General features: G+C 69.8%; 17 protein-coding genes. 9 read left to right on the top strand and 8 right to left on the bottom strand.

All coding sequences use genetic code 11. The features are described from left to right. Positions 1 to 15: 15 nt before the first annotated feature. The 5 genes from OHA11_RS42485 to OHA11_RS42465 all read right to left on the bottom strand — a co-directional run bounded on the left by OHA11_RS42485 (position 16) and on the right by OHA11_RS42465 (position 4,606). Positions 16 to 999, bottom strand: coding sequence for an alpha/beta hydrolase (locus tag OHA11_RS42485; RefSeq protein ID WP_266506118.1), 984 nt, complete (start codon positions 997 to 999; stop codon positions 16 to 18). A gap of 269 nt (positions 1,000 to 1,268) precedes the next feature. After that, complete coding sequence (locus OHA11_RS42480) at positions 1,269 to 2,138, bottom strand: alpha/beta fold hydrolase (RefSeq protein WP_266506117.1); 870 nt, start codon at positions 2,136 to 2,138, stop codon at positions 1,269 to 1,271. An 84-nt stretch (positions 2,139 to 2,222) separates the two neighbouring features. After that, the gene (locus tag OHA11_RS42475) at positions 2,223 to 2,531 is read right to left on the bottom strand and encodes a hypothetical protein (RefSeq protein WP_266506115.1); all 309 of its coding nucleotides are present in this window, start codon (positions 2,529 to 2,531) and stop codon (positions 2,223 to 2,225) included. Between the two features lie 39 nt (positions 2,532 to 2,570). Further along, positions 2,571 to 3,425 carry a BTAD domain-containing putative transcriptional regulator gene (locus OHA11_RS42470; protein ID WP_266506108.1) on the bottom strand — a complete coding sequence of 285 codons (855 nt, stop codon included), beginning with the start codon at positions 3,423 to 3,425 and terminating at the stop codon, positions 2,571 to 2,573. 155 nt (positions 3,426 to 3,580) lie between these two features. After that, the gene (locus OHA11_RS42465) at positions 3,581 to 4,606 is read right to left on the bottom strand and encodes a CPBP family intramembrane glutamic endopeptidase (protein ID WP_266506105.1); all 1,026 of its coding nucleotides are present in this window, start codon (positions 4,604 to 4,606) and stop codon (positions 3,581 to 3,583) included. A gap of 135 nt (positions 4,607 to 4,741) precedes the next feature. On the opposite strand from OHA11_RS42465, the gene OHA11_RS42460 reads away from it, so the two are divergent. Beyond that, the gene (locus tag OHA11_RS42460; protein WP_266506102.1) at positions 4,742 to 7,123 is read left to right on the top strand and encodes a histidine kinase; all 2,382 of its coding nucleotides are present in this window, start codon (positions 4,742 to 4,744) and stop codon (positions 7,121 to 7,123) included. Between the two features lie 37 nt (positions 7,124 to 7,160). On the opposite strand, the gene OHA11_RS42455 is transcribed toward OHA11_RS42460, so the two are convergent. Next, a complete protein-coding gene (locus tag OHA11_RS42455; protein WP_266507816.1) occupies positions 7,161 to 7,832 on the bottom strand; it encodes a response regulator transcription factor in 672 nt (223 codons plus the stop codon). A gap of 632 nt (positions 7,833 to 8,464) precedes the next feature. Here OHA11_RS42455 and OHA11_RS42450 point away from each other — a divergent pair. Both OHA11_RS42450 and OHA11_RS42445 read left to right on the top strand, forming a co-directional pair. After that, positions 8,465 to 9,265: an N-acyl homoserine lactonase family protein gene (locus OHA11_RS42450; protein ID WP_266506099.1), complete on the top strand. Its 801-nt coding sequence runs from the start codon at positions 8,465 to 8,467 to the stop codon at positions 9,263 to 9,265. 105 nt (positions 9,266 to 9,370) lie between these two features. Continuing rightward, the gene (locus tag OHA11_RS42445) at positions 9,371 to 11,026 is read left to right on the top strand and encodes an ABC transporter substrate-binding protein (protein ID WP_266506096.1); all 1,656 of its coding nucleotides are present in this window, start codon (positions 9,371 to 9,373) and stop codon (positions 11,024 to 11,026) included. A gap of 655 nt (positions 11,027 to 11,681) precedes the next feature. Here OHA11_RS42445 and OHA11_RS42440 read toward each other — a convergent pair. Next, positions 11,682 to 12,104, bottom strand: a complete 423-nt coding sequence (locus OHA11_RS42440) for a secondary thiamine-phosphate synthase enzyme YjbQ (protein ID WP_266506093.1) — start codon at positions 12,102 to 12,104, stop codon at positions 11,682 to 11,684. 154 nt (positions 12,105 to 12,258) lie between these two features. Between OHA11_RS42440 and OHA11_RS48595 the strand changes: the two genes are divergently transcribed. The 6 genes from OHA11_RS48595 to OHA11_RS42415 all read left to right on the top strand — a co-directional run bounded on the left by OHA11_RS48595 (position 12,259) and on the right by OHA11_RS42415 (position 17,681). Next, on the top strand, positions 12,259 to 12,342 hold the full coding sequence (locus OHA11_RS48595; protein WP_353962977.1) for a putative leader peptide: 84 nt from the start codon (positions 12,259 to 12,261) through the stop codon (positions 12,340 to 12,342). Positions 12,343 to 12,558: 216 nt separating this feature from the next. Further along, positions 12,559 to 13,455, top strand: a complete 897-nt coding sequence (locus OHA11_RS42435) for an ABC transporter permease (RefSeq protein ID WP_266506090.1) — start codon at positions 12,559 to 12,561, stop codon at positions 13,453 to 13,455. Next, positions 13,428 to 14,192, top strand: coding sequence for an ABC transporter ATP-binding protein (locus OHA11_RS42430; RefSeq protein ID WP_266506088.1), 765 nt, complete (start codon positions 13,428 to 13,430; stop codon positions 14,190 to 14,192). Before OHA11_RS42435 ends, OHA11_RS42430 begins: the two co-directional genes overlap by 28 nt. A gap of 62 nt (positions 14,193 to 14,254) precedes the next feature. Then, the gene (locus OHA11_RS42425; protein ID WP_266506086.1) at positions 14,255 to 15,286 is read left to right on the top strand and encodes an ABC transporter substrate-binding protein; all 1,032 of its coding nucleotides are present in this window, start codon (positions 14,255 to 14,257) and stop codon (positions 15,284 to 15,286) included. Between the two features lie 4 nt (positions 15,287 to 15,290). After that, positions 15,291 to 16,442 carry an LLM class flavin-dependent oxidoreductase gene (locus tag OHA11_RS42420; RefSeq protein WP_266506083.1) on the top strand — a complete coding sequence of 384 codons (1,152 nt, stop codon included), beginning with the start codon at positions 15,291 to 15,293 and terminating at the stop codon, positions 16,440 to 16,442. A 114-nt stretch (positions 16,443 to 16,556) separates the two neighbouring features. Further along, entirely contained in the window at positions 16,557 to 17,681 is a 1,125-nt protein-coding gene (locus tag OHA11_RS42415) for an NAD(P)-binding domain-containing protein (RefSeq protein ID WP_266506081.1), read from the top strand. A 44-nt stretch (positions 17,682 to 17,725) separates the two neighbouring features. Here the strand turns inward: OHA11_RS42415 and mltG are convergent, their stop codons facing one another. Then, on the bottom strand, positions 17,726 to 18,577 hold the full coding sequence (gene mltG, locus OHA11_RS42410) for an endolytic transglycosylase MltG (protein WP_266506078.1): 852 nt from the start codon (positions 18,575 to 18,577) through the stop codon (positions 17,726 to 17,728). Positions 18,578 to 18,590 lie beyond the last annotated feature (13 nt).

Here is an 18,590-nt window from a genome sequence, read left to right as displayed (position 1 = left end):
TTCACCCTCCAGGAGTCAGAGGTGGAGTATCCGGCGCAGCCACCGCACTCGGGCCGCCCGAGCCTCTCTGGACAGCACGGCCTCAGGGACGAGGGCATCGAAGCCGTGGAAACCACCCGGCCATACATGGAGTTCCGCCTCGCCTCCCGCCTGCCAGACGCGGTCGGCGTAGCCGACGACTTCATCGCGGAACGTCTCGGCGGAACCGACGTCGATGAACAGAGGCGGCAGCCTCGACAGGTCCGTCGCCCGCGCGGGGGCCGCATAGGCCGGTACGTCGGGTCCGCCACGTCGCTCGCCCAGCAGGGCGGTCCAGCCCGTTTCGTTGGACGTGCGGTCCCATGCGCCTCGTCCGGCCATCTGGTAGCCGGACAGCGTGTCGTTACGGTCATCGAGCATCGGGCAGGCCAGCAACTGTCCGGCAAGCGGCGGCCCGCCCGAATCCCGGACGAGCAGGGCGACCGCCGCCGTCAGACCGCCGCCCGCACTGGCGCCGGCGACGACCAGACGATCGGCGTCGATACCCAGCTCGCCCGTGTGGCCCGCCGTCCAACGCAGTCCCGCATGGACGTCCTCCAGGGCTGCGGGGTAAGGGAACTCGGGAGCCAGGCGATACTCCACGGAAACGAGGACGACGCCCAACTCCTCAACCCAGTCCAGCATTTCGCCGATCAGATTGCGGTTGTTCCCCAGGATCATTCCGCCGCCGTGGGTGAAGTAGACGGCCGGGAGGGGTCTCGACTCCCCGGCTGGGCGGCAGACCAGCAGCGAGACGTCGGGGGCTCCCGCGGGCCCCGGGATCCGGTACTCCTTGAACTCGATGGCCCCGCCCCGGCGCAGCTCGTCGTCCGAGACGCCCGAAGAGAGCATGAACGCTCGCATCGCCGGGATCATGTCCGGGCGAATCGAGGGCGGAACGACTTGGATCAGTGACGCCAGGGCGGCATCGAGTTCCGGATCGAAGGGCGGCGGCGGACCGATGGGGGCGGCGTCAGCCATGAAAGCTCCTGGTGTTCGAGGACAGGAGCGAGCAGAGCGCCGAAACCCGTGAACACGATATTGTCCGGCGCCATGCTGTCTCCACAGGCCGTCTCGGCCGGGCGGCTCTCGGCTCAGGCCGCCCGTCCGAAACTCTCATCCGCGTAGCCGGTCTCACATCGGCAACAACCGCCTAGGACGCCGGGCCAGGCCCGCCCAAACCGTTCCTCCGACCTCCTGCCGGGCAGAGTTCCTGCCGGGCACGACGAGGACGTCGAGAACGACGCCCGTCAGTCGGCATCGTCGAGAACCTCGCGCAGCTTGTGCGCGAAGGCCTCAGGCTGCCCGGCGTAGCCGAACTCGCCGCCGAGGAAGCCGCCGTGGTGACTCGGGAACACCGTCGCCCGCTGACCGAGCAGCTCGGCGGTCGCCACCGAGGTGCGCGCGGTGAAGGTGTCCAGGGACTCCTCGCCCACCGCGATCACGACCCGCGTCGGCGCCGCGGTCAGCGCGTCGACGTCCGGCCGGTAGCTGCTGACCGCCCACGACCGGTCGGAGAGCAGTGGATCGTCACGGCGGCCGTCGTCCTCGGCCGTCATCCCGAACACGGCGGGATCCGGCGCGGGCTGGGCGAAGTAGTCGTCGGTGAACTCGCCCTGCCACGACGTCATCACGATGAAGGCCGCCATGCCGGCCCCCGAACCCTTGGCCTCGTACGCGTCCCGGATGCCCGCTCGGGCGCGTTCGGCGGCCCTGGCGTCGGGGAGCACCGCGATGAGCGGGGGCTCGTGCGCCACCAGACAGGTCACGTCGGCCGGGTACGCCGCCACCAGGGCGAGCGCGGTCACCGCACCGCCGCTGCTCGCGAACATCTCGACGGGGCCCGCGCCGAGCGCCTCGATGACGGCGTGCACATCGGCGGCCTGGACCGTGGGCGCGTGGTCGGCCCGGCCGTCCTTGCGGATGCTGCGGCCGAGGCCGCGCGGGTCGTAGGTGACCACGGTGCGCTCCGGGAAGTGCGACGCCAACGCGCCAAAACCGCTGGCGTCCATGGGCTGGCCGATCATGACAAGCGGCGGGCGGCCGTCGGCGGGCGGCAGCGGGCCGTGGACGTCGTAGGCGAGGTCGACCTCGGGGGTCACGAGCATCTGCGTAGTCATAACTCTGTAGACCCCCGCCACGTCGATAACTCATCGGCCCCCACGCCCCCGAGTTCCCGACCCTCCTCCCCCACCCAGGGATCTTCAGGCGGGCGTGTCCATGGCGTCCGGTCCGTCGGGAGCGACCCGCCGGGTACGCCGCCGGACGGCGTGGAGCAGCGGGCTGAGCAACACGGAGACCAACATGGTGACGGCCCCTTGGAAGGCCCAGAGCAGCAGCCGATCCGGCGGCTCCTCGGCGCGGTCCAGCAGCGCACTCGTGAGCGGGAAGACAACCATTCCGGTCGCGACCGCCAACCAGAACGGAGGGTCCATGCGGCCCCGGGCGAGTCCCGCGGCGGCGAGCCCGAGGATGACGACCGCGATCACCATCGCGGTGTAGTTGAGATGCATCGCTGTAGAACCTCTCTGGAGGGGAGCTGGGCTGCCCGGTCACCTGTCCGTGGTGTTCATGCTCCGGACCGCCTGTCCGAGTACGGGACGCACTCGGTGATGCTGTATGTCCGTCCGGACCTGGCGCAGCGCCGGCCCTGGTTCCAGACCGAGTTCCGCGAACAGCAGTCGGCGGACACGGTTGTACTGCTGGACCGCCTCGGCAGCACGACCGGCCATTTGGAGGGAGCGCAGCAGGAGTACCCAAGCGGTCTCCCGCAGGGGCTGTTGGACAGTCAGATGCTGGGCGGCGGTGACCGCTTGCCCGTAGTCCCCCTGCGTCATGAGTACGGTGATCCGGAGTTCGAGGGCGACATGTCTGAGTTCTTCCAGTCGCCAGCACTCCTCGGACGCGTACGCATGGTCCTGGGCGTCGGCCAGCGCACGACCGCGCCAGCTGTTCAGGGCCCGGTCCACCTCATCGCGGGCAGCCGCCGTCTGCCCGGCCTCCAGGAAGCGTCGCGTCTGCTCCAGCGCCCGCTCGAAACGTACGGTGTCCCTGGCGGTGTCCGGGACGCACAGGGAGTACCCGCCGGGTCCGCTCATCAGCAACTGCCCCTGGCCTCTTGCTGTTTGTGCCGGTTCGAGCGCTGAGCGGAGCCTGCTGATGTGGGCACGTACCGCCGATACCGCTCCTGTCGAAGGGTTCCCCGCCCACAGGTCGTCACAGAGCTGGTCCATGCTGACCGGGCGGCCGTTCTCCACCAGCAGGCGGATGAGAAGGACACGCCGCTGCCGGGGCCCGAGGTCGACCGGGAGTCCTCCCGTCCGGGCCTCGACCGGACCGAGCAGACCGAACCACAGGTCGGTGTCGAGGTCCTGACCGGCTTCCGGCTGAGCCTGCTGCGGGGTCATGTGGTCTCCTACGTGTTGTTCCTGCGAGTCCGAACTTCGGTGTGGTCGCGTGGTCATGTGGTCGTGCTCTACGCGCTGTGTCGTGGTCTACACGCGGTGCGCGGTGTCGTGATCTACGCGGTGCGCGGTGCCGCCATCTACACGCGGTAGGGGTGTCAGCGGGACCAGTGGCCCGGGTGAGGTCCGCGCTGCGGGACGGAGCCCGTGGCGACAGGGCCGTACGACACGGAGCCGGGGTAGGGGACCTCGGCCGCGAGTGAGGGGGACGGGGCGGACAGGGGGCTCGTGCTCCGGGCGAGTGGCCTTCGTCGGCACCACCACAGCACGATCGCGGCGTACAGCGAGACCATGGCGGTGTCCAGGGCCACCAGTTGCCAGGGCGCGTCCGCGGCTGTCTCGTCCGACGCGAGCCCGTCGACGAAAGCGGCGGCGGTCGCGAAGGAGCAGAGGTTGCTCATCACATGCAGTCCGATCGCCGCCTCCAGCCCACCGGTGCGTACGGTCAGCCATCCGGTGACCAGTCCGAAGAAGGCCAGGTCGGCGAAGCCCCAGGGAGTGCCCCAGCCATGGGCGGCCGCGAACAGGAAGGCCTGAGGCACCACGGCGATCCACGGGGACCGGGCGAACGCCCCGAAGGCATGCAGGAGCCAGCCGCGGAACATGTACTCCTCCGCCGACGCCTGCAGGGGCACGAGCAGCACGAGCATCGCCAGAGCGGGGAGGAAGGTGTCCCAGCCTGCCAGGACCGCCTCTTCGCCGCCGGCTTCAACGGGCAGCAACCAGCTGAGACCCATCAGGAGACCCATCACCGGTGTCGCGATCAGCACACAGGTCAGCAGCCACCGCGGGCGCAGCCGCCCGGACACCGACGATGTCGTACCGGCCGGGCGGCGGCCGATCCAGCGCACCGCCAGCAGCACTATGGGCAGAATCAGTGCGATGGAGATGAGCCCCAGGGCCGTATCGCGGACCGGGCCGAATTCAATGGTGCCGTCGGCGTTCTCGGGGCGCCCCGTGGCCTTGCCCACCACGTAACTGACCGCCTCCAGCAGCAGCGAGAGGACGAGCCAGGCCACGACGACGAAGGCGGTCCCGAGCACCGGCCGCCACCAACGATGGCGGCCGGAGACCCGGGCCAGTCGGTGGAACGGGAGCGGTTCGCTGAGCGGTTGGTGCGTCATGCCATCAGCATCGCGTCGGGCACACGCCCAATCGTCAGCCGACGGCACGAAGCGCGGCTCTATCTCAGGGTAGAGATCCTCTCGTACCGGCGATCGATACTCATGCGCTGGGCGCCGCTCTAGGCTCGTCGCACCATGGAGAAGATACGCAACTGGCTTCTGCCGGGGGTGATCGCCGCAGCCCAACTGGCCCTGTGGCCGTTCGAGGCCGAGGCGCTCGAACAGCCCCCCGGCACCGCGGCATGGCTCACTGCCCTGCTGGCAACAGCACTCGCCGTCCTCGCACTGGAACGGCGGCGGCGTGCCCCGCTCGCCGCCGTCGCCGGTACGCTCACCGCGTCCGTGCTGGTGAAGTTGCTGGCACCGCCCGACACGCTTGTCCTGGTGTCCGGCATAGCCGTGCTGGTCGCGCTCTATTCCGTCGCGGGGCGATGCGGCGTGGCCACGACGGTACGTGCTGTAGCCGCCGCCTCTGCCGTGCAGATTCCGCCGGCTGCAGTCCGGTACGGGTTCAGTAGCGAGTGGCTCACCGACGTCTCACTCACGGTCGGCAGCTATCTGGTGATCGCGGCCGTGGGCGTCGGCCGCCGGCAGTGGCTCGCGGAGCGCCGGGCGGCGGACCGGCAGCTGACCCGGGCCGAAGAGGACCGGCAACAGGCCGCCGGAACCGAGCGGGAGCGACTGGCCCGTGAACTGCACGACATCAGCGCCCATCACCTCACCTCGGTCTTCGTATCGGTCGACGCGGCACGAAGGCTCCTCGATCGCCGACCCGAACTGGCGGCGGAGGCATTGGAGTTCGCGGCACGCGCAGGACGCGAGACACAGACGGCGCTCTACCGGCTGGTGGCTGTTCTGCGGACCGCGGAGCAGCCGGTTCCGCAGCCCATGACGGGGCCGATCGAAGCGCTCGTCGCCGGCTTCGGCAAGCTGGGCCGTTCCATCGCCGTGACGCTGCCCGGTGACCTGGCCGGTCCCGCGGCGGAGGCCGCCCACGGCATCGTCCGAGAGGCGCTGACCAACGCTCTGCGGTACGCGCCGGGCGCGGCGACCAGCGTTCGGATCGAACGTGTCGGAACGGCCCTGGAACTCACCGTCGACAACGACGCCTCACGCGCCGGCGCAGCCAAACGGGACCTCGGATCCGGCCGGGGCATGGCGGGGATGCGTGAGCGAGCGGCTGCCATCGGCGGTGAACTGTCCGCCGGACCGCGCCCCGAAGGAGGCTGGCGGGTTCACGCCGTGCTGCCGGAACCCGAAGGCAAACGACAATGGTCCACCGACCGGCGGCGCAACTACGCGCGGGAACAGCGGATCGCCGACGCCGCGGTGGTCGGCGCCGTGACCGCGGGGTCGTTCTCCGTCGGCCTGACCGGATACGGCCATGACGGGGACGGGCTCCTGGGTACCCTGACGCTGGCCCTTCTGCTCACGATTCACGCGCTGCCCCTGCTGTGGCGAAGGCGCGCGCCATGGCTGGTGCTGGCGGCGGTCGCCTTCACCACCCTCCCGTGGCCGGTGCTGGCAGCCTGGAGCCTCCTGCCGCCGTATGTCGTGAGCATCCTCGTCTTCGGCGTGCTCGCGGAACTCGCGGCCGTGTACGCGGTGGCGGCGTACGGCCGGCCCTTGAGGAAGCCCCCGCCGACGACACCGCGCGACTGGACTCCCGGCCCCCGCGGCACCCCTGTCCGCCGCTCGCGATCTCTCCGCTTGACCTGGCTGTCAGTACCTGTTGCCACCTGCGGGATCGGCGTCTCCTTGACGGTGACCGGCGCCGTCGACGGGAGGCTCATGGGCAGGAGCGTCGACGCCGTTGACGCCGTGCTGGTCTTCGGTGTGTGGGTGCTGCCGTGGGCCGGAGGACTGTGCACCATGTCCTGGCTCGCGGGGTGGGCCATGCACGGACGCCGCGTGCGGGTGCTGCGCCGAGAGGACACGGCGCTCGCCGTCTCGCTGTGGCGGGCGCGGGACGCGGCCGACGGCGAGCGGCAACGCATCGCGGCGGGTCTGCACGAGGAGGTCCTGCGGCAGACGGCGCAGGTGGTGTCCTCGGCCGAGGCGGAGAACCTGGACGAGGTCGCCACCGCCACGAAGTCCGCGCTGGCCGCCATGCGCGGACTGCTCGGCAGCCTCGGCGCCGGCGAGCCGTCGCGGCTCTCCCCCCAGCCGACCTCGGCCAGTATCGACAGCCTGTGCCGCACCTTGCGCGCGGGCGGGCGCGAGGTGACCCTGCACGCGTCGGCCGATGTGTCCCTCGGTCTGCCGCCGCAGGTCGGCCTGTCGGCATTCCGCGCGGTGGAAACGATGCTCGGAGCGGGGGACACGGGGGCGGCGCACGTCGTGCTGTGGCGTGGGCCGGGCGAGTTCACCATCACCGTCAGCGGTGTGCCGATGGCGGGCACAGGGCAGGCAGCCGAGCGGTTGCGCGTACAGACGGGAGCAGTCGACGGACAGATGACAGTGCTGGCCTTCGGCATGATCAGGGTCCGGCTGCCACTGGCTCCCGCACGGGCCTAGCGAAGCTGCCGGGACGCAGCCGCCACCGGCCTCTGGCTCATACCGTCGGTGCGCCCCGCGGACGGATCAGTCCGCTGTCGTACGCGAGGATGGTCGCCTGTACGCGGTCCCGCAGCTGCAACTTGGTGAGCAAGGCGTTGACATGCGACTTGACCGTGCCGACGGTCACGCCCAGCCGGTCACCGATCTCCGCGTTGGTCAGGCCCGAAGCGATCAGGATCAGCACCTCCCGTTCCCGGGGCGTGAGCATCTCGATGGCTGCACTGGCCTGCGGGTGCTCAGGAGCCCCCCGGGCGAAGGTGTCGATGAGGCGGCGGGTGACCGCCGGCGCCAGGATGCCCTCACCGGCCGCGACCAGGCGCACCGCCGCCAGGAGGTCGTCGGCCTGGGCGTCCTTGAGCAGAAAGCCGGACGATCCGGCGCGCAGAGCCTCGTAGACGTAGGCGTCCAAGTCGAACGTGGTGAGCACGAGGACTCGTGTCTGGCTGTTGTTGCTGGTGATCAGCCGGGTCGCTGTCAGTCCGTCCATGTCGGGCATGCGGATGTCCATCAGCACCACGTCGGGCTTGAACTCCGCGGCCATCGCCACGGCCGAGGCACCGTCCCCCGCCTCGCCGACGGTCGTCAGATCCAGCTCGGCATCGATGATCGCGGCGAAACCTGCGCGCACCACGGCCTGGTCGTCCACGACCAGCACTCGAATCGTGATGGGGCACCTCCTCGACCGGGGCCGGTGGTGATCCGACCGGCGCCGCGACATCTTTGCACGTGGCGTTCCCTTGCTGCTCGTTGTTCCGACGGTCTGCACTGCTCGTTGTCCGGGTGGACCGCACTGCTCGCTGCTCCGGTGGTCTGCCGGGCGTCGGCCCGGCACTGTGAGTGGCCACGGTCGTACTCGCCGCGCGATGCGGCAAGTACGACCGTGGCCACTGCCTCTCCGGTCTCTCCGGCCCGGCGGGCGACCTCTGCGGTCTGCCTACCGGGCGCAGTAGGCGATTGCGGTCACCCCCCAGGAACCTGCGATGGGCGAGGGGGCGTTGGCGGCCACCTCGACTACCGTCGGGGAGAAGATCGTGGTCGGCTTGAAGAACACCAAATGCGTTCCGGGCACCGTGGTGGTGCCGGCGGCTCCGGTGACCCGGTATCCGCTGGGGCAGATAGCGAACGCCTTGCTTGCCGCGCGTGCCGGCGACTCCGGCCGGTCCGGGCTTGCAGGTTGTTTACTTCGCCGCAACCCATCATTGGATCCATATATATATTCTGTGGATCCTTACGATCGCACGGGCGCCACGAAAGGGTCACCGAATTGACCATGCCGATGCACCGCCACCCGGACCTCATGTGACTCGCCACGGCGTGCGGCGGATCGTGCCGCTACTGCTCGGCTGGGAGGAACTCCCCAAGTCGGTCTCGGTGTACGGCGCCCCGTACGAGGAGCGGCTGCGCGAGCCCGTACCCGCAGTACTGCTGGAGTGCGACGGCGGCTGGCTGCTGCTCGACACCGGCTTCAACACGGCCCTGATCCGTGACCCCGCGCTGCGCCGCCGCTTCCACGGCTCCCCCAACTACCGCCCCGTCCTGCCGGGCCCCGGCGAACCGCTGGAGGAGGCGCTGGACGCCGCAGGCATCACGATGGACGCGATCCACGCGGTGGCCGTCAGTCATCTGCACGCCGATCACGCGGGCGGGCTGAAACACTTCGCGGGCCGGGTGCCGGTACATGTGCAACGGGCGGAGCTGGCCTACGGGTTGTCGGGACGGCCCGAGGTGGAGCGCCACTCGATCTTCCGGGTCGACTTCGACGATCCCCGTATCGACTGGCGACAGGCCGACGGCGACATCGAGATCGCTCCCGGAGTGACGGCCGTACTGACCGCCGGGCACACACCGGGACACCAGAGTTTCGTGGTGGACCTCGCGGACGGCGGAGGACTCGTGTTCGCCTTCGACGCCGCCGACCTCACCGAGAACATCGAGCACGAGCGGCCGATCGGCGCCTCCATCGGGGTCGATCCGGAGCAGACGCTGGAGCCGATCCGCCGGCTCAAACGCATCGCCGCCGAGCGCGGCTACGAGCTCATCCCCGGCCATGATCCCGTGGTCTGGCCGGAGTTGATGCGACGCTGGTTCACACGCCTTTAACTCCCGGGACACGAGAAGGATTTCGTGACCCGTGAAGCTCACTTTGGATCCAATCCAGCACACATTAGATCCAGTTTCCGAGGATCGGCGCCCAAGGAGGCCCACATGCCGGACCGTTCACATGGATCGCTCTCGCCCGGCTCCACCACGCCGGAGGTCTCGCGCCGCACCATGCTCAGGGGTGCCGGGCTCCTCGGAGTGGGTGTCGGCTTCGGGCTGCCCGCCCTGCTGAGCGCCTGCGGTGCGGCGGCCGACGACGCCGGGGGAAGCGGCAAGGGTGGCACGCTGACCCTCGCCATCGACGCCACGAGCGCCGTCAACGACCCTGCCTTCTACACCTCGTTGGGCGACTGGATGGCCGTCGACTGCATCTGCCGCGGTCTGACCTTCATCTCCTTCGAGACCAACGAACCCACACCCGACCTGGCCAAGAGCTGGAAGATCTCCGACGACCAGCTCACGTACACCTTCACCCTCCGCGAAGGCGTCAAGTTCCACGACGGCACCACCCTGACCTCCGCAGACGTACTGGCCAGCCTGGGGCGGCAGTTCGACCCCGAGGACAAGACCCTCCCCAAGGGCGGCACCCGGCCGCTGGCGAGCCTCGGCACCAACGTCGCCTCGCTGACCGCCGAGGACGACCTCACCGTGAAGATGGTCCTCAAGCAGCCCGACCGGACGGTGCTCGGCCGGCTGTCCGACATCGGCGGCCGCATCATCTCCAAGGCCGCACTGGAGAAGTACGGCGCCGACATCGGCAAGCACCTCGTCGGCACCGGCCCCTTCGCCTTCGCCTCCGCCACCTCCGGCCAGTCGATCACGCTGGAGGCCTTCGACGGCTTCCGACTGGGCAGACCGCCCATCGACCGCCTGGTTCTGCGCCAGGTCCAGGACCCCTCGGCGATCGTCAGCTCGCTGCTCAGCGGCGATGTGTCGGCGACCCAGTTCACTCCGTACTCGGCGGCCGACCAGCTACGGGGGGACGACTCGGTCACCGTCTACGACACCCCGCACAACGCCGACGCGATCATGATGATCGACGCCCGCCGCATCCCCGAGATCAAGGTGCGCAAGGCGATCAACCTCGCCGTCGACCGCAAGGCCATCCTCAGCCAGGCGTTCTTCGGCGTGGGCAGCGAGCCGAAGGGCTACGCCCTCCCGCCCGCCCAGAAGGGCTACGACACCGCCCTCTCCGACCTCAGCACCCAGAACGTCGCCCAGGCGAAGCGGCTCGTCAAAGAGGCCGGCGCCGAAGGCCGCACCATCCGGATCATGGCGGCCAGCGACTCATGGCACCCAAAGGCCGCCCAGATCATCGCCCAGAACCTCACCGACGTGGGATTCAAGGTGGCGACCACCTCCGTCGACCCGGCCACCTACTTCGGCCGCCTCCTCGACCCGGACGACGAGTACCACGACCTGATGATCTGGGAACGCAACACCTACATCCCCGACGCCAACGACATGGTCGGCGCCATGGCCAGCCCCACCGGCATCTACGGCTCCAAGATCACCGGTATGGACACCCTCGACGGCGCCGACTCCCTCGCGGACGACCTGTTCGCCGCCAAGAACCTCCCCGACGGCAAGAAGCGCACCGCCGCCTACACGAAGATCCAGCGGCGCTGGGCGGAGGAGTACATGGTGCTGTCGATGCTGGCCTGCTTCACCAACCTCGTCGTCAGCGGCTCTCAGGTGAAGGACATGAACACCAGCGCCCTGGCCAACCACCGGTGCTACATGGAGAAAGCCAGCGTCTGACGCGTCGTTGGCCACGGTCACGCGCGGGCCGTCCGTCGTCGCCCTGCGCCGTCGCCCTACGCCGCCGTCGGCTGACCCGGTCCTGGCCGGCCGTCCGTCCTGGCTCGTCCTGGCCGCCGTACTCCTCTTCGCCGGTGGCCGGGTACGCGGGCGGTGCCGTCGAACAGGCACTGATGCGCCTGGTGGACCTCGCGCTCGCCTTCCCGTCCTTCATCCTTGCCATCATGCTGATGGCTGCGGCCGGGCCGGGCTGACGCTGCGCCCCCTGGAGCGCGACCTGCACGGGTTGGGGCTCCCTGCCCCCGGGACACTGATCGGCCAATCGCTCGCCCTGCCAGAGCACCCGCACATCGCCCCGTTGACTGCCGCCAGGACGAGTTCCGGCTCATCGCCGAGCGAGAAGGATCGGCAGCCGCATGCGGGACCTGGGCTTCAGCCGGTGAGTCCGGAGGCTGGAGCCTGCCACTGTTGCTCCGACGCCCGAGCCTCCAGAGGGACGGGATCGGCATGCAGACCGGCAGGCCGACTTGAGATCTGGGCCTTGCCTCAGCAGCCCGCAAGAAACGCCAAATCCACCCTTCTGTCCAACCCAAACGCCTGCCCGTTCGACACAGCCGGACGCCACACCACACCCGCAGTCATCATGCGTCGCCCCTCAACCGAGGAACGACAACCGGACTCGCCTGTCTGGATTGTCGCGATTCGTGTCGACCAGGCACACCGACTGCCAGGTCCCCAGCTCCAGACGGCCTCCCAGCACCGGCAGCGTGGCGTGCGGAGGCACGATCGCCGGGAGTACGTGGTCGCGGCCATGGCCGGGGCTCCCGTGACGGTGCTGCCAACGGTCGTCCGCGGGAAGGAGGCCGTGCAGGGCGGCGAGCAGGTCGGCGTCGCTGCCGGAACCTGTTTCGATGAGGGCCACGCCGGCCGTCGCGTGGGGCACGAAGACGTTGAGCAGGCCATCGCGACCGCCCGCCGCCTCGCGGAGGAATGCCTCGCATTCACGGGTGAGGTCGACGACCGTCTCCCCGGATCCGGAGGTGATGTTCAGTACACGGCTGGTGAAGGCATCGGACATGAACCAATCCTCGCCGATCCACCGGATTCCGCACCCCCGCACCCCTCTACCGCCATCCGACCGGCACAGCCCACTCGCTCGCCTTGTGATACCCAAGGTCCACTCTGCGAGACACCATTGACCGTAGGCGGCCCAGCTGGCTACTTTCGGCCGCATGTTGCGTTCAGTCATGCTCACCACGCGCGGTCACATCGACCTGCTGCGGGTGGCCTCCGCCGCCTGTTGCCGCGGCCACTGACGCCCTTTCACCTGCTTCACCCTGCCTGCGCCTCGGCACACCCACACCCTTGCGCCCGCACTCCCGTCTGATCTGAGCCGGACGCCGGGCCGCTGACGCGCACCCATTCCTCCGCGCGCTCCTCGCACCCCTCCCGCACACCCCCTCGCGCCTTTCCCGCGCGCCGCCGGCCCGCCCCGTCCCAGCCCTCCGTCGCTCTCCTGCCGTGGAGCCCTCATGAGCATCAGCCATGCCCCGCCGGACTCTCGTGAACCCGATATTTCGGGAATATCAGATCAGGCGTCCGCCAAGTCCACCGCGCACGCCGTGCCCGAACTCGAACCCATCGTCCCCGCCTCGACCCGCCGCGCCCGCGTCCCCCGCTGGCTGCGCCGCACCTCCGGCCCCGTACTGCTGCTCGCCCTGTGGCAGGTCCTCAGCAGTACGGGCGTGCTGACGTCCGACGTCCTGGCCTCGCCCGGCACCATCGCGCGGGTGGCAGGCGATCTGGTCTCCGACGGGTCGCTGCCGAACGCGATGGGTGTCTCGCTCCAGCGCGTCGCGGTGGGGCTCCTGCTCGGCACGGTCGTCGGCACCGGACTGGCCCTGGTCTCGGGCCTGTTCAGGATCGGCGAGGACCTCGTCGACGCGAGCGTCCAGATGCTGCGGACCGTGCCGTTCGTCGGTCTGATCCCGCTGTTCATCATCTGGTTCGGTATCGGCGAGGCCCCGAAGGTCGCGATCATCACGCTGGGCGTGTCCTTCCCGCTCTACCTCAACGTGTACGCGGGTATCCGCGGCGTCGACTCCCAGCTGATCGAGGCCGGTGAGTCCCTCGGCCTGTCCCGCTGGGGGCTCGTACGGCATGTCGTCCTGCCGGGTGCCCTGCCCGGTGCCATGACCGGTCTGCGCTACTCGCTGGGCATCGCCTGGCTGGCTCTGGTCTTCGCCGAGCAGATCAACGCGGACGCCGGCATCGGCTTCCTGATGGTCCAGGCGCGCGACTTCCTGCGTACGGACGTGATCGTGGTCTGCCTGATCGTCTACGCCTTCCTCGGCCTGCTCGCCGACTTCATCGTCCGCTCCCTCGAAAGGCTGCTGCTGCAATGGCGACCGACGTTCACCGGCCGGTGACCACAGAGAAGGCCACGACCGCCCCCGCCACCTCGGCGGTACGCGTCGAGGGTCTGACCCGCTCCTTCGACGGCCGCGCCGTCATCGACAACCTCCAACTCGACGTCAAGCCGGGCGAGTTCGTGGCCCTGCTCGGTCGCAGCGGCTGCGGCAAGTCCACCCTCCTGCGCATCCTCGCCGGGCTCGACCGCGACATCGAGGGCACCGTCCTCGTGCCGCGCCGCAAGGCCGTCGCCTTCCAGGCACCCCGGTTGATGCCGTGGAAGAAGGTGTGGCGCAACGTCCTCCTCGGCCTGCCCGGCAAGCCCGAACGCGCCGTCGCCGAGCAGGCGTTGACCGAGGTAGGCCTCACCGACCGCTCCAACGCCTGGCCCAAGACGCTCTCCGGAGGAGAGGCCCAACGCGCCTCGCTGGCCCGCGCGTTGGTACGCGAACCCGATCTGCTGCTGCTCGACGAGCCGTTCGGCGCACTGGACGCGCTGACCCGGATCAAGGCGCAGCGGCTCGTCGGCGAGCTGTGGCAGCGCCGGGGCTGCGCCGTGCTCCTGGTCACGCACGACGTGGAGGAGGCGGTGCTGCTCGCCGACCGCGTCCTCGTGATGGACGACGGCGTCATCGCGTACGAGACCCAGGTCGAGCTGGACCGTCCGCGTGACATCACCGACCCGCGGTTCGCCGGACTGCGCGCCGGGCTGCTGGAACGGCTGGGCGTCGACACCGCCGCCGAAGCCGCCTGAACTCCCCCCACCGAACTGTCCCAACCCACCGCCCTCACCTGAACCAACCGAACGGAATCCTCATGCGACGACACCTCGTCCCCGCCACCCTGCTCCTCCCGCTGGCTCTGCTGGCCGCCGCCTGCGGCGGAAACTCGTCGGCCAGCACCTCAGCGGGCGACGGAACCGAGGGGAAGGGATCCCTCACCCTCAACGTCGGTGACCAGAAGGGCGGTTCGGAGGCCGTCCTGCGGGCGGCCGGAGAGCTCAAGAACGTCGACTACAAGATCAAATGGTCGACGTTCACGTCCGGACCGCCCCTCCTGGAGGCAGTCAACGCCAAGGCCGTCGACATCGGCGGCGTCGGCAACACCCCGCCGGTCTTCGCGGCCGGTGCCAACTCCAAGATCAGCATCGTGGCGGGCTATCGAGGCAGGGCCAAGGGCGACGCCATCCTCGTCCCCAAGAACTCGCAGCTGAAGAAGCCCGAGGAGCTGAAGGGCAAGTCGGTCGCCGTCGCCCAGGGGTCGTCCGCGCACTACCAGCTGGTCGCCTCGCTCGAAGCGGCCGGGCTGACGCTGAGCGACATCAAGGTGAAGTACCTCCAACCGGCCGACGCGCTGGCCGCGTTCACCTCCGGCCAGGTCGACGCGTGGGCGGTGTGGGACCCGTACACCTCCCAGGTGCTGCAGGCCGACCAGGGCCGGGTCCTGACGGACGGCGACAAAGTGGTCAACGGTCTCACCTTCCAGGTGGCGGCGCCCGGAGCGCTCCAGGACAAGAAGAAGGCCGCGGCCATCGGCGACTACCTGAAGCGGCTGCGGCGCGCGCAGGACTGGGTCTACGAGCACCCCGAGGAGTGGGCCAAGGTCTGGGCGAAGGACACCGGACTGCCCTACGAGGTGGCGCTGGCCTCGGTGAAGCGGTCCAACGCGACCCGGATCCCGGTGGCCCTCGACAAGCCGCTCATCGCCTCCGAGCAGGAGATAGCGGACGCGTTCACCAGCCTGAAGCTCATCCCGCGCAAGATCGAATTCGGCGACTTCGTGGACACCCGCTTCAACAGTGACCTGCCGCCGTCCACCACCACTCCCCGCCCCTCCAAGGAGTCGTGACGACATGACCGTACATCTGCACTGGTTCCTGCCGACGGGCGGCGACGGCCGCACCCTCGTGGACCGGCACGCGTACGCGGCCAACCCCGTCGACCGGGCCCGGCCGGTCAGTGGGGTGCGCGCGCCCGACATCGAGTATCTGGCCCAAATCGCCAAGGCGGCCGAGCAGTTGGGCTTCGAGGCGGTGCTCACTCCGACCGGTACGTGGTGCGAGGACGCCTGGCTGACCACGGTGGCGCTGGCTCAGCACACCGAACGGCTGAAGTTCCTGGTCGCGTTCCGGCCCGGTGTCATCTCGCCGACGCTCGCCGCACAGATGGCTGCTACATACCAGCGCATCACCCGGGGCCGGCTGCTCCTGAACGTCGTCACCGGCGGTGACTCCACCGAGCAGCGCCGTTTCGGCGACCAACTGGGGCACGACCAACGGTACGCGCGTACGGACGAGTTCCTGTCCGTCGTACGCGGGGTGTGGGGTGGGCAGCCGTACGACTTCGACGGGGCGCACTACCAGGTCGAGGGCGGGCTGACCGCACTGCCACCGGATCCGCTGCCGGAGATCTTCTTCGGCGGTTCGTCGGCGGCCGCCGGGCCGGTCGCGGCGCGGCACGCGGATGTGTATCTGACCTGGGGCGAGCCGCCGGCGCAGGTCAAGGAGAAGATCGACTGGATTCACTCGCTCGCCGAGCGCGAGGGACGTACGGTCCGCTTCGGGGTACGGCTGCACACGATCTCGCGGGACTCGTCGGCCGAGGCGTGGCGGACGGCGGGTCGTCTCCTCGACGACCTCGATCCGGGGTCCATCGCCGCCGCGCAGGCGGCGCTCGGCCGCAGCGAGTCGGTCGGGCAGCAGCGCATGCTCGCACTGCACGGCGGTTCCTCCGACCGGCTGGAGATCTCCCCGAACCTGTGGGCGGGCGTGGGTCTCGTGCGCGGGGGCGCCGGCACCGCGCTGGTCGGCAGCCATGCCGAGGTCGCCGACCGGATCGAGGAGTACCACGCGCTGGGCATCGAGCACTTCGTGCTCTCCGGGTATCCGCATCTGGAGGAGGCGTACTGGTTCGGGGAGGGCGTCATTCCCGAACTTGCCGTGCGGGGGTTGCTGTCGCGTGTCCCCGCGTCCGGCGCGCCGATCCTGGTCGCGAGCGGGCGCTAGTCACTCTCGGGGGACTCGGGCACGAACGCAGGGCCCAGGGGCAGGCCCAGACGCAGGCACGGTCGCGGGCGCGGGCGCGGGAAGATCCGCGCCATCGGTGGAGTTAGTAGAAGCGTGAACAACACCGGAGCGCAGGCGCGGGCAGTGCGGGAAGTCGATGTCGTCGTGATCGGCGCCGGGCAGGCCGGACTGTCCAGCGCCTTTCACCTGCGGCGTACCGGGTTCGAGCCCGAGCGGGACTTCGTCGTACTGGACCACGCGCCGCGCCCGGGCGGGGCGTGGCAGTTCCGGTGGCCGTCGCTCACCTACGGCAAGGTGCACGGCATGCACGCCCTGCCGGGCATGGAACTGACGGACGCGGATCCGGCGCGGCCGTCTTCCGAGGTCATCGCGGAGTACTTCGACACCTACGAGCGCACCTTCGGTCTGCGGGTACGGCGGCCGGTCGACGTGAACGCCGTGCGCGAGGCCGACCGCGGTGACGGGGGTGACGGGGGTCGACTGCTCGTCGAGACCTCCGACGGTACGTGGTCGGCGCGGGCGCTGATCAACGCGACGGGCACCTGGGACCGGCCGTTCTGGCCGCGCTATCCCGGTCAGGAGACCTTCCGGGGGCGGCAGTTGCACACCGCCCAGTACCCGGGTCCCGAGGAGTTCGCCGGGCAGCGGGTCGTGGTGGTGGGCGGGGGTGCGTCCGGTACGCAGCATCTGCTGGAGATCGCGCCGTACGCGGCCGAAACCACCTGGGTGACGCGACGGCCGCCGGTGTTCCGCGAGGGGCCGTTCACCGAGGACGTGGGCCGGGAGGCGGTCGCGCTCGTGGAGGAACGGGTCCGTCAGGGGCTGCCGCCGAAGAGTGTCGTGTCGGTGACCGGGCTGCCGCTCAACGACGCGATCCGACAGGGCATCGAGGACGGTGTCCTGGACCGGCTGCCGATGTTCGACCGGATCACTCCGGACGGCGTGGCGTGGGACGACGGGCGTACCGTGGCCGCCGACGTCATTCTGTGGGCGACCGGTTTCCGTGCCGCGATCGACCACCTGGCGCCGCTGCGGCTGCGCGAGCCCGGCGGCGGCATCCTTGTCGAGGGGACCCGTGCGGTCGCCGATCCACGGATCCATCTGGTCGGGTACGGGCCGTCGGCCAGCACGATCGGTGCCAACCGCGCCGGGCGCGCGGCGGTGCGCGACATCAGGCGCCTGTTGGCGCGCGCTCCGCGGGATGTGCGGGTGGGGTGACACCGGCGGAGTAATGTCACTGCCCCGCGCCTCTGAAGGTGTGCTCAGCCGGACTTCGCCGACGCTCTCTGGCTGGAGCGGGTGCGGTTGAACTCCGCGACGTTCCTCCGGTGCTCCTCGTAGTTGGCGGTGAAACGTGTGTCGCCGGGCTTGACGGTGACGAAGTACAACCAGTCGCCCCGCGGCGGAGCGACCGCGGCCCGCATCGCCTCCGCGCCGGGGTTGGCGACGGGCGTGGGCGGCAGCCCCATCCGCACGTACGTGTTGTACGGGCTGTTGAGCCGCGTGTCGTTCTCGCTGGTGCGGAGCTTGTTGCGGTTCAGCGCGTAGTTGATGGTGGAGTCCATCTGCAGGGGCATGCCCCGGTCGAGGCGGTTGTAGATGACCCGGGCCACCTTGCCCATGTCCGCCTTGGTGGCCGACTCGGCCTGGACGACGCTCGCGACGGTGACGGTCTGATAGACGTTCATCGCGTTCCGCTCGGCGCCTGCCGTGACCGTCCCGCCGCCGAACTTCTTGTTCGCCGTGTCGACCATGTACGTCAGCAGGGACACCGGGGTCGACTTCTTGTCGATCGGATACGTGGCCGGGAAGAGATATCCCTCGGGGTTACCGCTCGCGTCGTTCGGCAGCTTGAGGTTCGCCTTGTCCAGGGACTTCTTGGTGGTGCCCCCGGGCAGGGCGAGGACCTTGTCGACGGCCTCGTACACCTGGCCGGAGCGCCAGCCCTCCGGAATCACCAGGGACACGGGCTGCTTCTTCTCGTCCGTGCTCAGCAGCGGCACCACCACGGCGGCGGCCGCCACGACGGCGCCGGTCGCGATGAGGGCGGTCCGGCCCCGGCTCGTCAGTCGAATCGTTCTCCGTGGCCGACTGGGCGGCGAATAGATCTGCATGCGGGCACGGTAA

The sequence above is a fragment of the Streptomyces sp. NBC_00878 genome (assembly GCF_026341515.1).
Taxonomy (GTDB): Bacteria; Actinomycetota; Actinomycetes; order Streptomycetales; family Streptomycetaceae; genus Streptomyces.
This window is presented reverse-complemented; position numbering and strand designations above follow the sequence as displayed.

What these genes read in the sequence shown, in the direction of transcription:
- OHA11_RS42485 (WP_266506118.1), bottom strand. Translation starts at nt 999, where the DNA reads ATGGCTGACGCCGCCCCCATCGGTCCGCCGCCGCCCTTCGATCCGGAA.
- OHA11_RS42480 (WP_266506117.1), bottom strand. Translation starts at nt 2,138, where the DNA reads ATGACTACGCAGATGCTCGTGACCCCCGAGGTCGACCTCGCCTACGAC.
- OHA11_RS42475 (WP_266506115.1), bottom strand. Translation starts at nt 2,531, where the DNA reads ATGCATCTCAACTACACCGCGATGGTGATCGCGGTCGTCATCCTCGGG.
- OHA11_RS42470 (WP_266506108.1), bottom strand. Translation starts at nt 3,425, where the DNA reads ATGACCCCGCAGCAGGCTCAGCCGGAAGCCGGTCAGGACCTCGACACC.
- OHA11_RS42465 (WP_266506105.1), bottom strand. Translation starts at nt 4,606, where the DNA reads ATGACGCACCAACCGCTCAGCGAACCGCTCCCGTTCCACCGACTGGCC.
- OHA11_RS42460 (WP_266506102.1), top strand. Translation starts at nt 4,742, where the DNA reads ATGGAGAAGATACGCAACTGGCTTCTGCCGGGGGTGATCGCCGCAGCC.
- OHA11_RS42445 (WP_266506096.1), top strand. Translation starts at nt 9,371, where the DNA reads ATGCCGGACCGTTCACATGGATCGCTCTCGCCCGGCTCCACCACGCCG.
- OHA11_RS42440 (WP_266506093.1), bottom strand. Translation starts at nt 12,104, where the DNA reads ATGTCCGATGCCTTCACCAGCCGTGTACTGAACATCACCTCCGGATCC.
- OHA11_RS48595 (WP_353962977.1), top strand. Translation starts at nt 12,259, where the DNA reads ATGTTGCGTTCAGTCATGCTCACCACGCGCGGTCACATCGACCTGCTG.
- OHA11_RS42435 (WP_266506090.1), top strand. Translation starts at nt 12,559, where the DNA reads ATGAGCATCAGCCATGCCCCGCCGGACTCTCGTGAACCCGATATTTCG.
- OHA11_RS42430 (WP_266506088.1), top strand. Translation starts at nt 13,428, where the DNA reads ATGGCGACCGACGTTCACCGGCCGGTGACCACAGAGAAGGCCACGACC.
- OHA11_RS42425 (WP_266506086.1), top strand. Translation starts at nt 14,255, where the DNA reads ATGCGACGACACCTCGTCCCCGCCACCCTGCTCCTCCCGCTGGCTCTG.
- OHA11_RS42420 (WP_266506083.1), top strand. Translation starts at nt 15,291, where the DNA reads ATGACCGTACATCTGCACTGGTTCCTGCCGACGGGCGGCGACGGCCGC.
- mltG (WP_266506078.1), bottom strand. Translation starts at nt 18,577, where the DNA reads ATGCAGATCTATTCGCCGCCCAGTCGGCCACGGAGAACGATTCGACTG.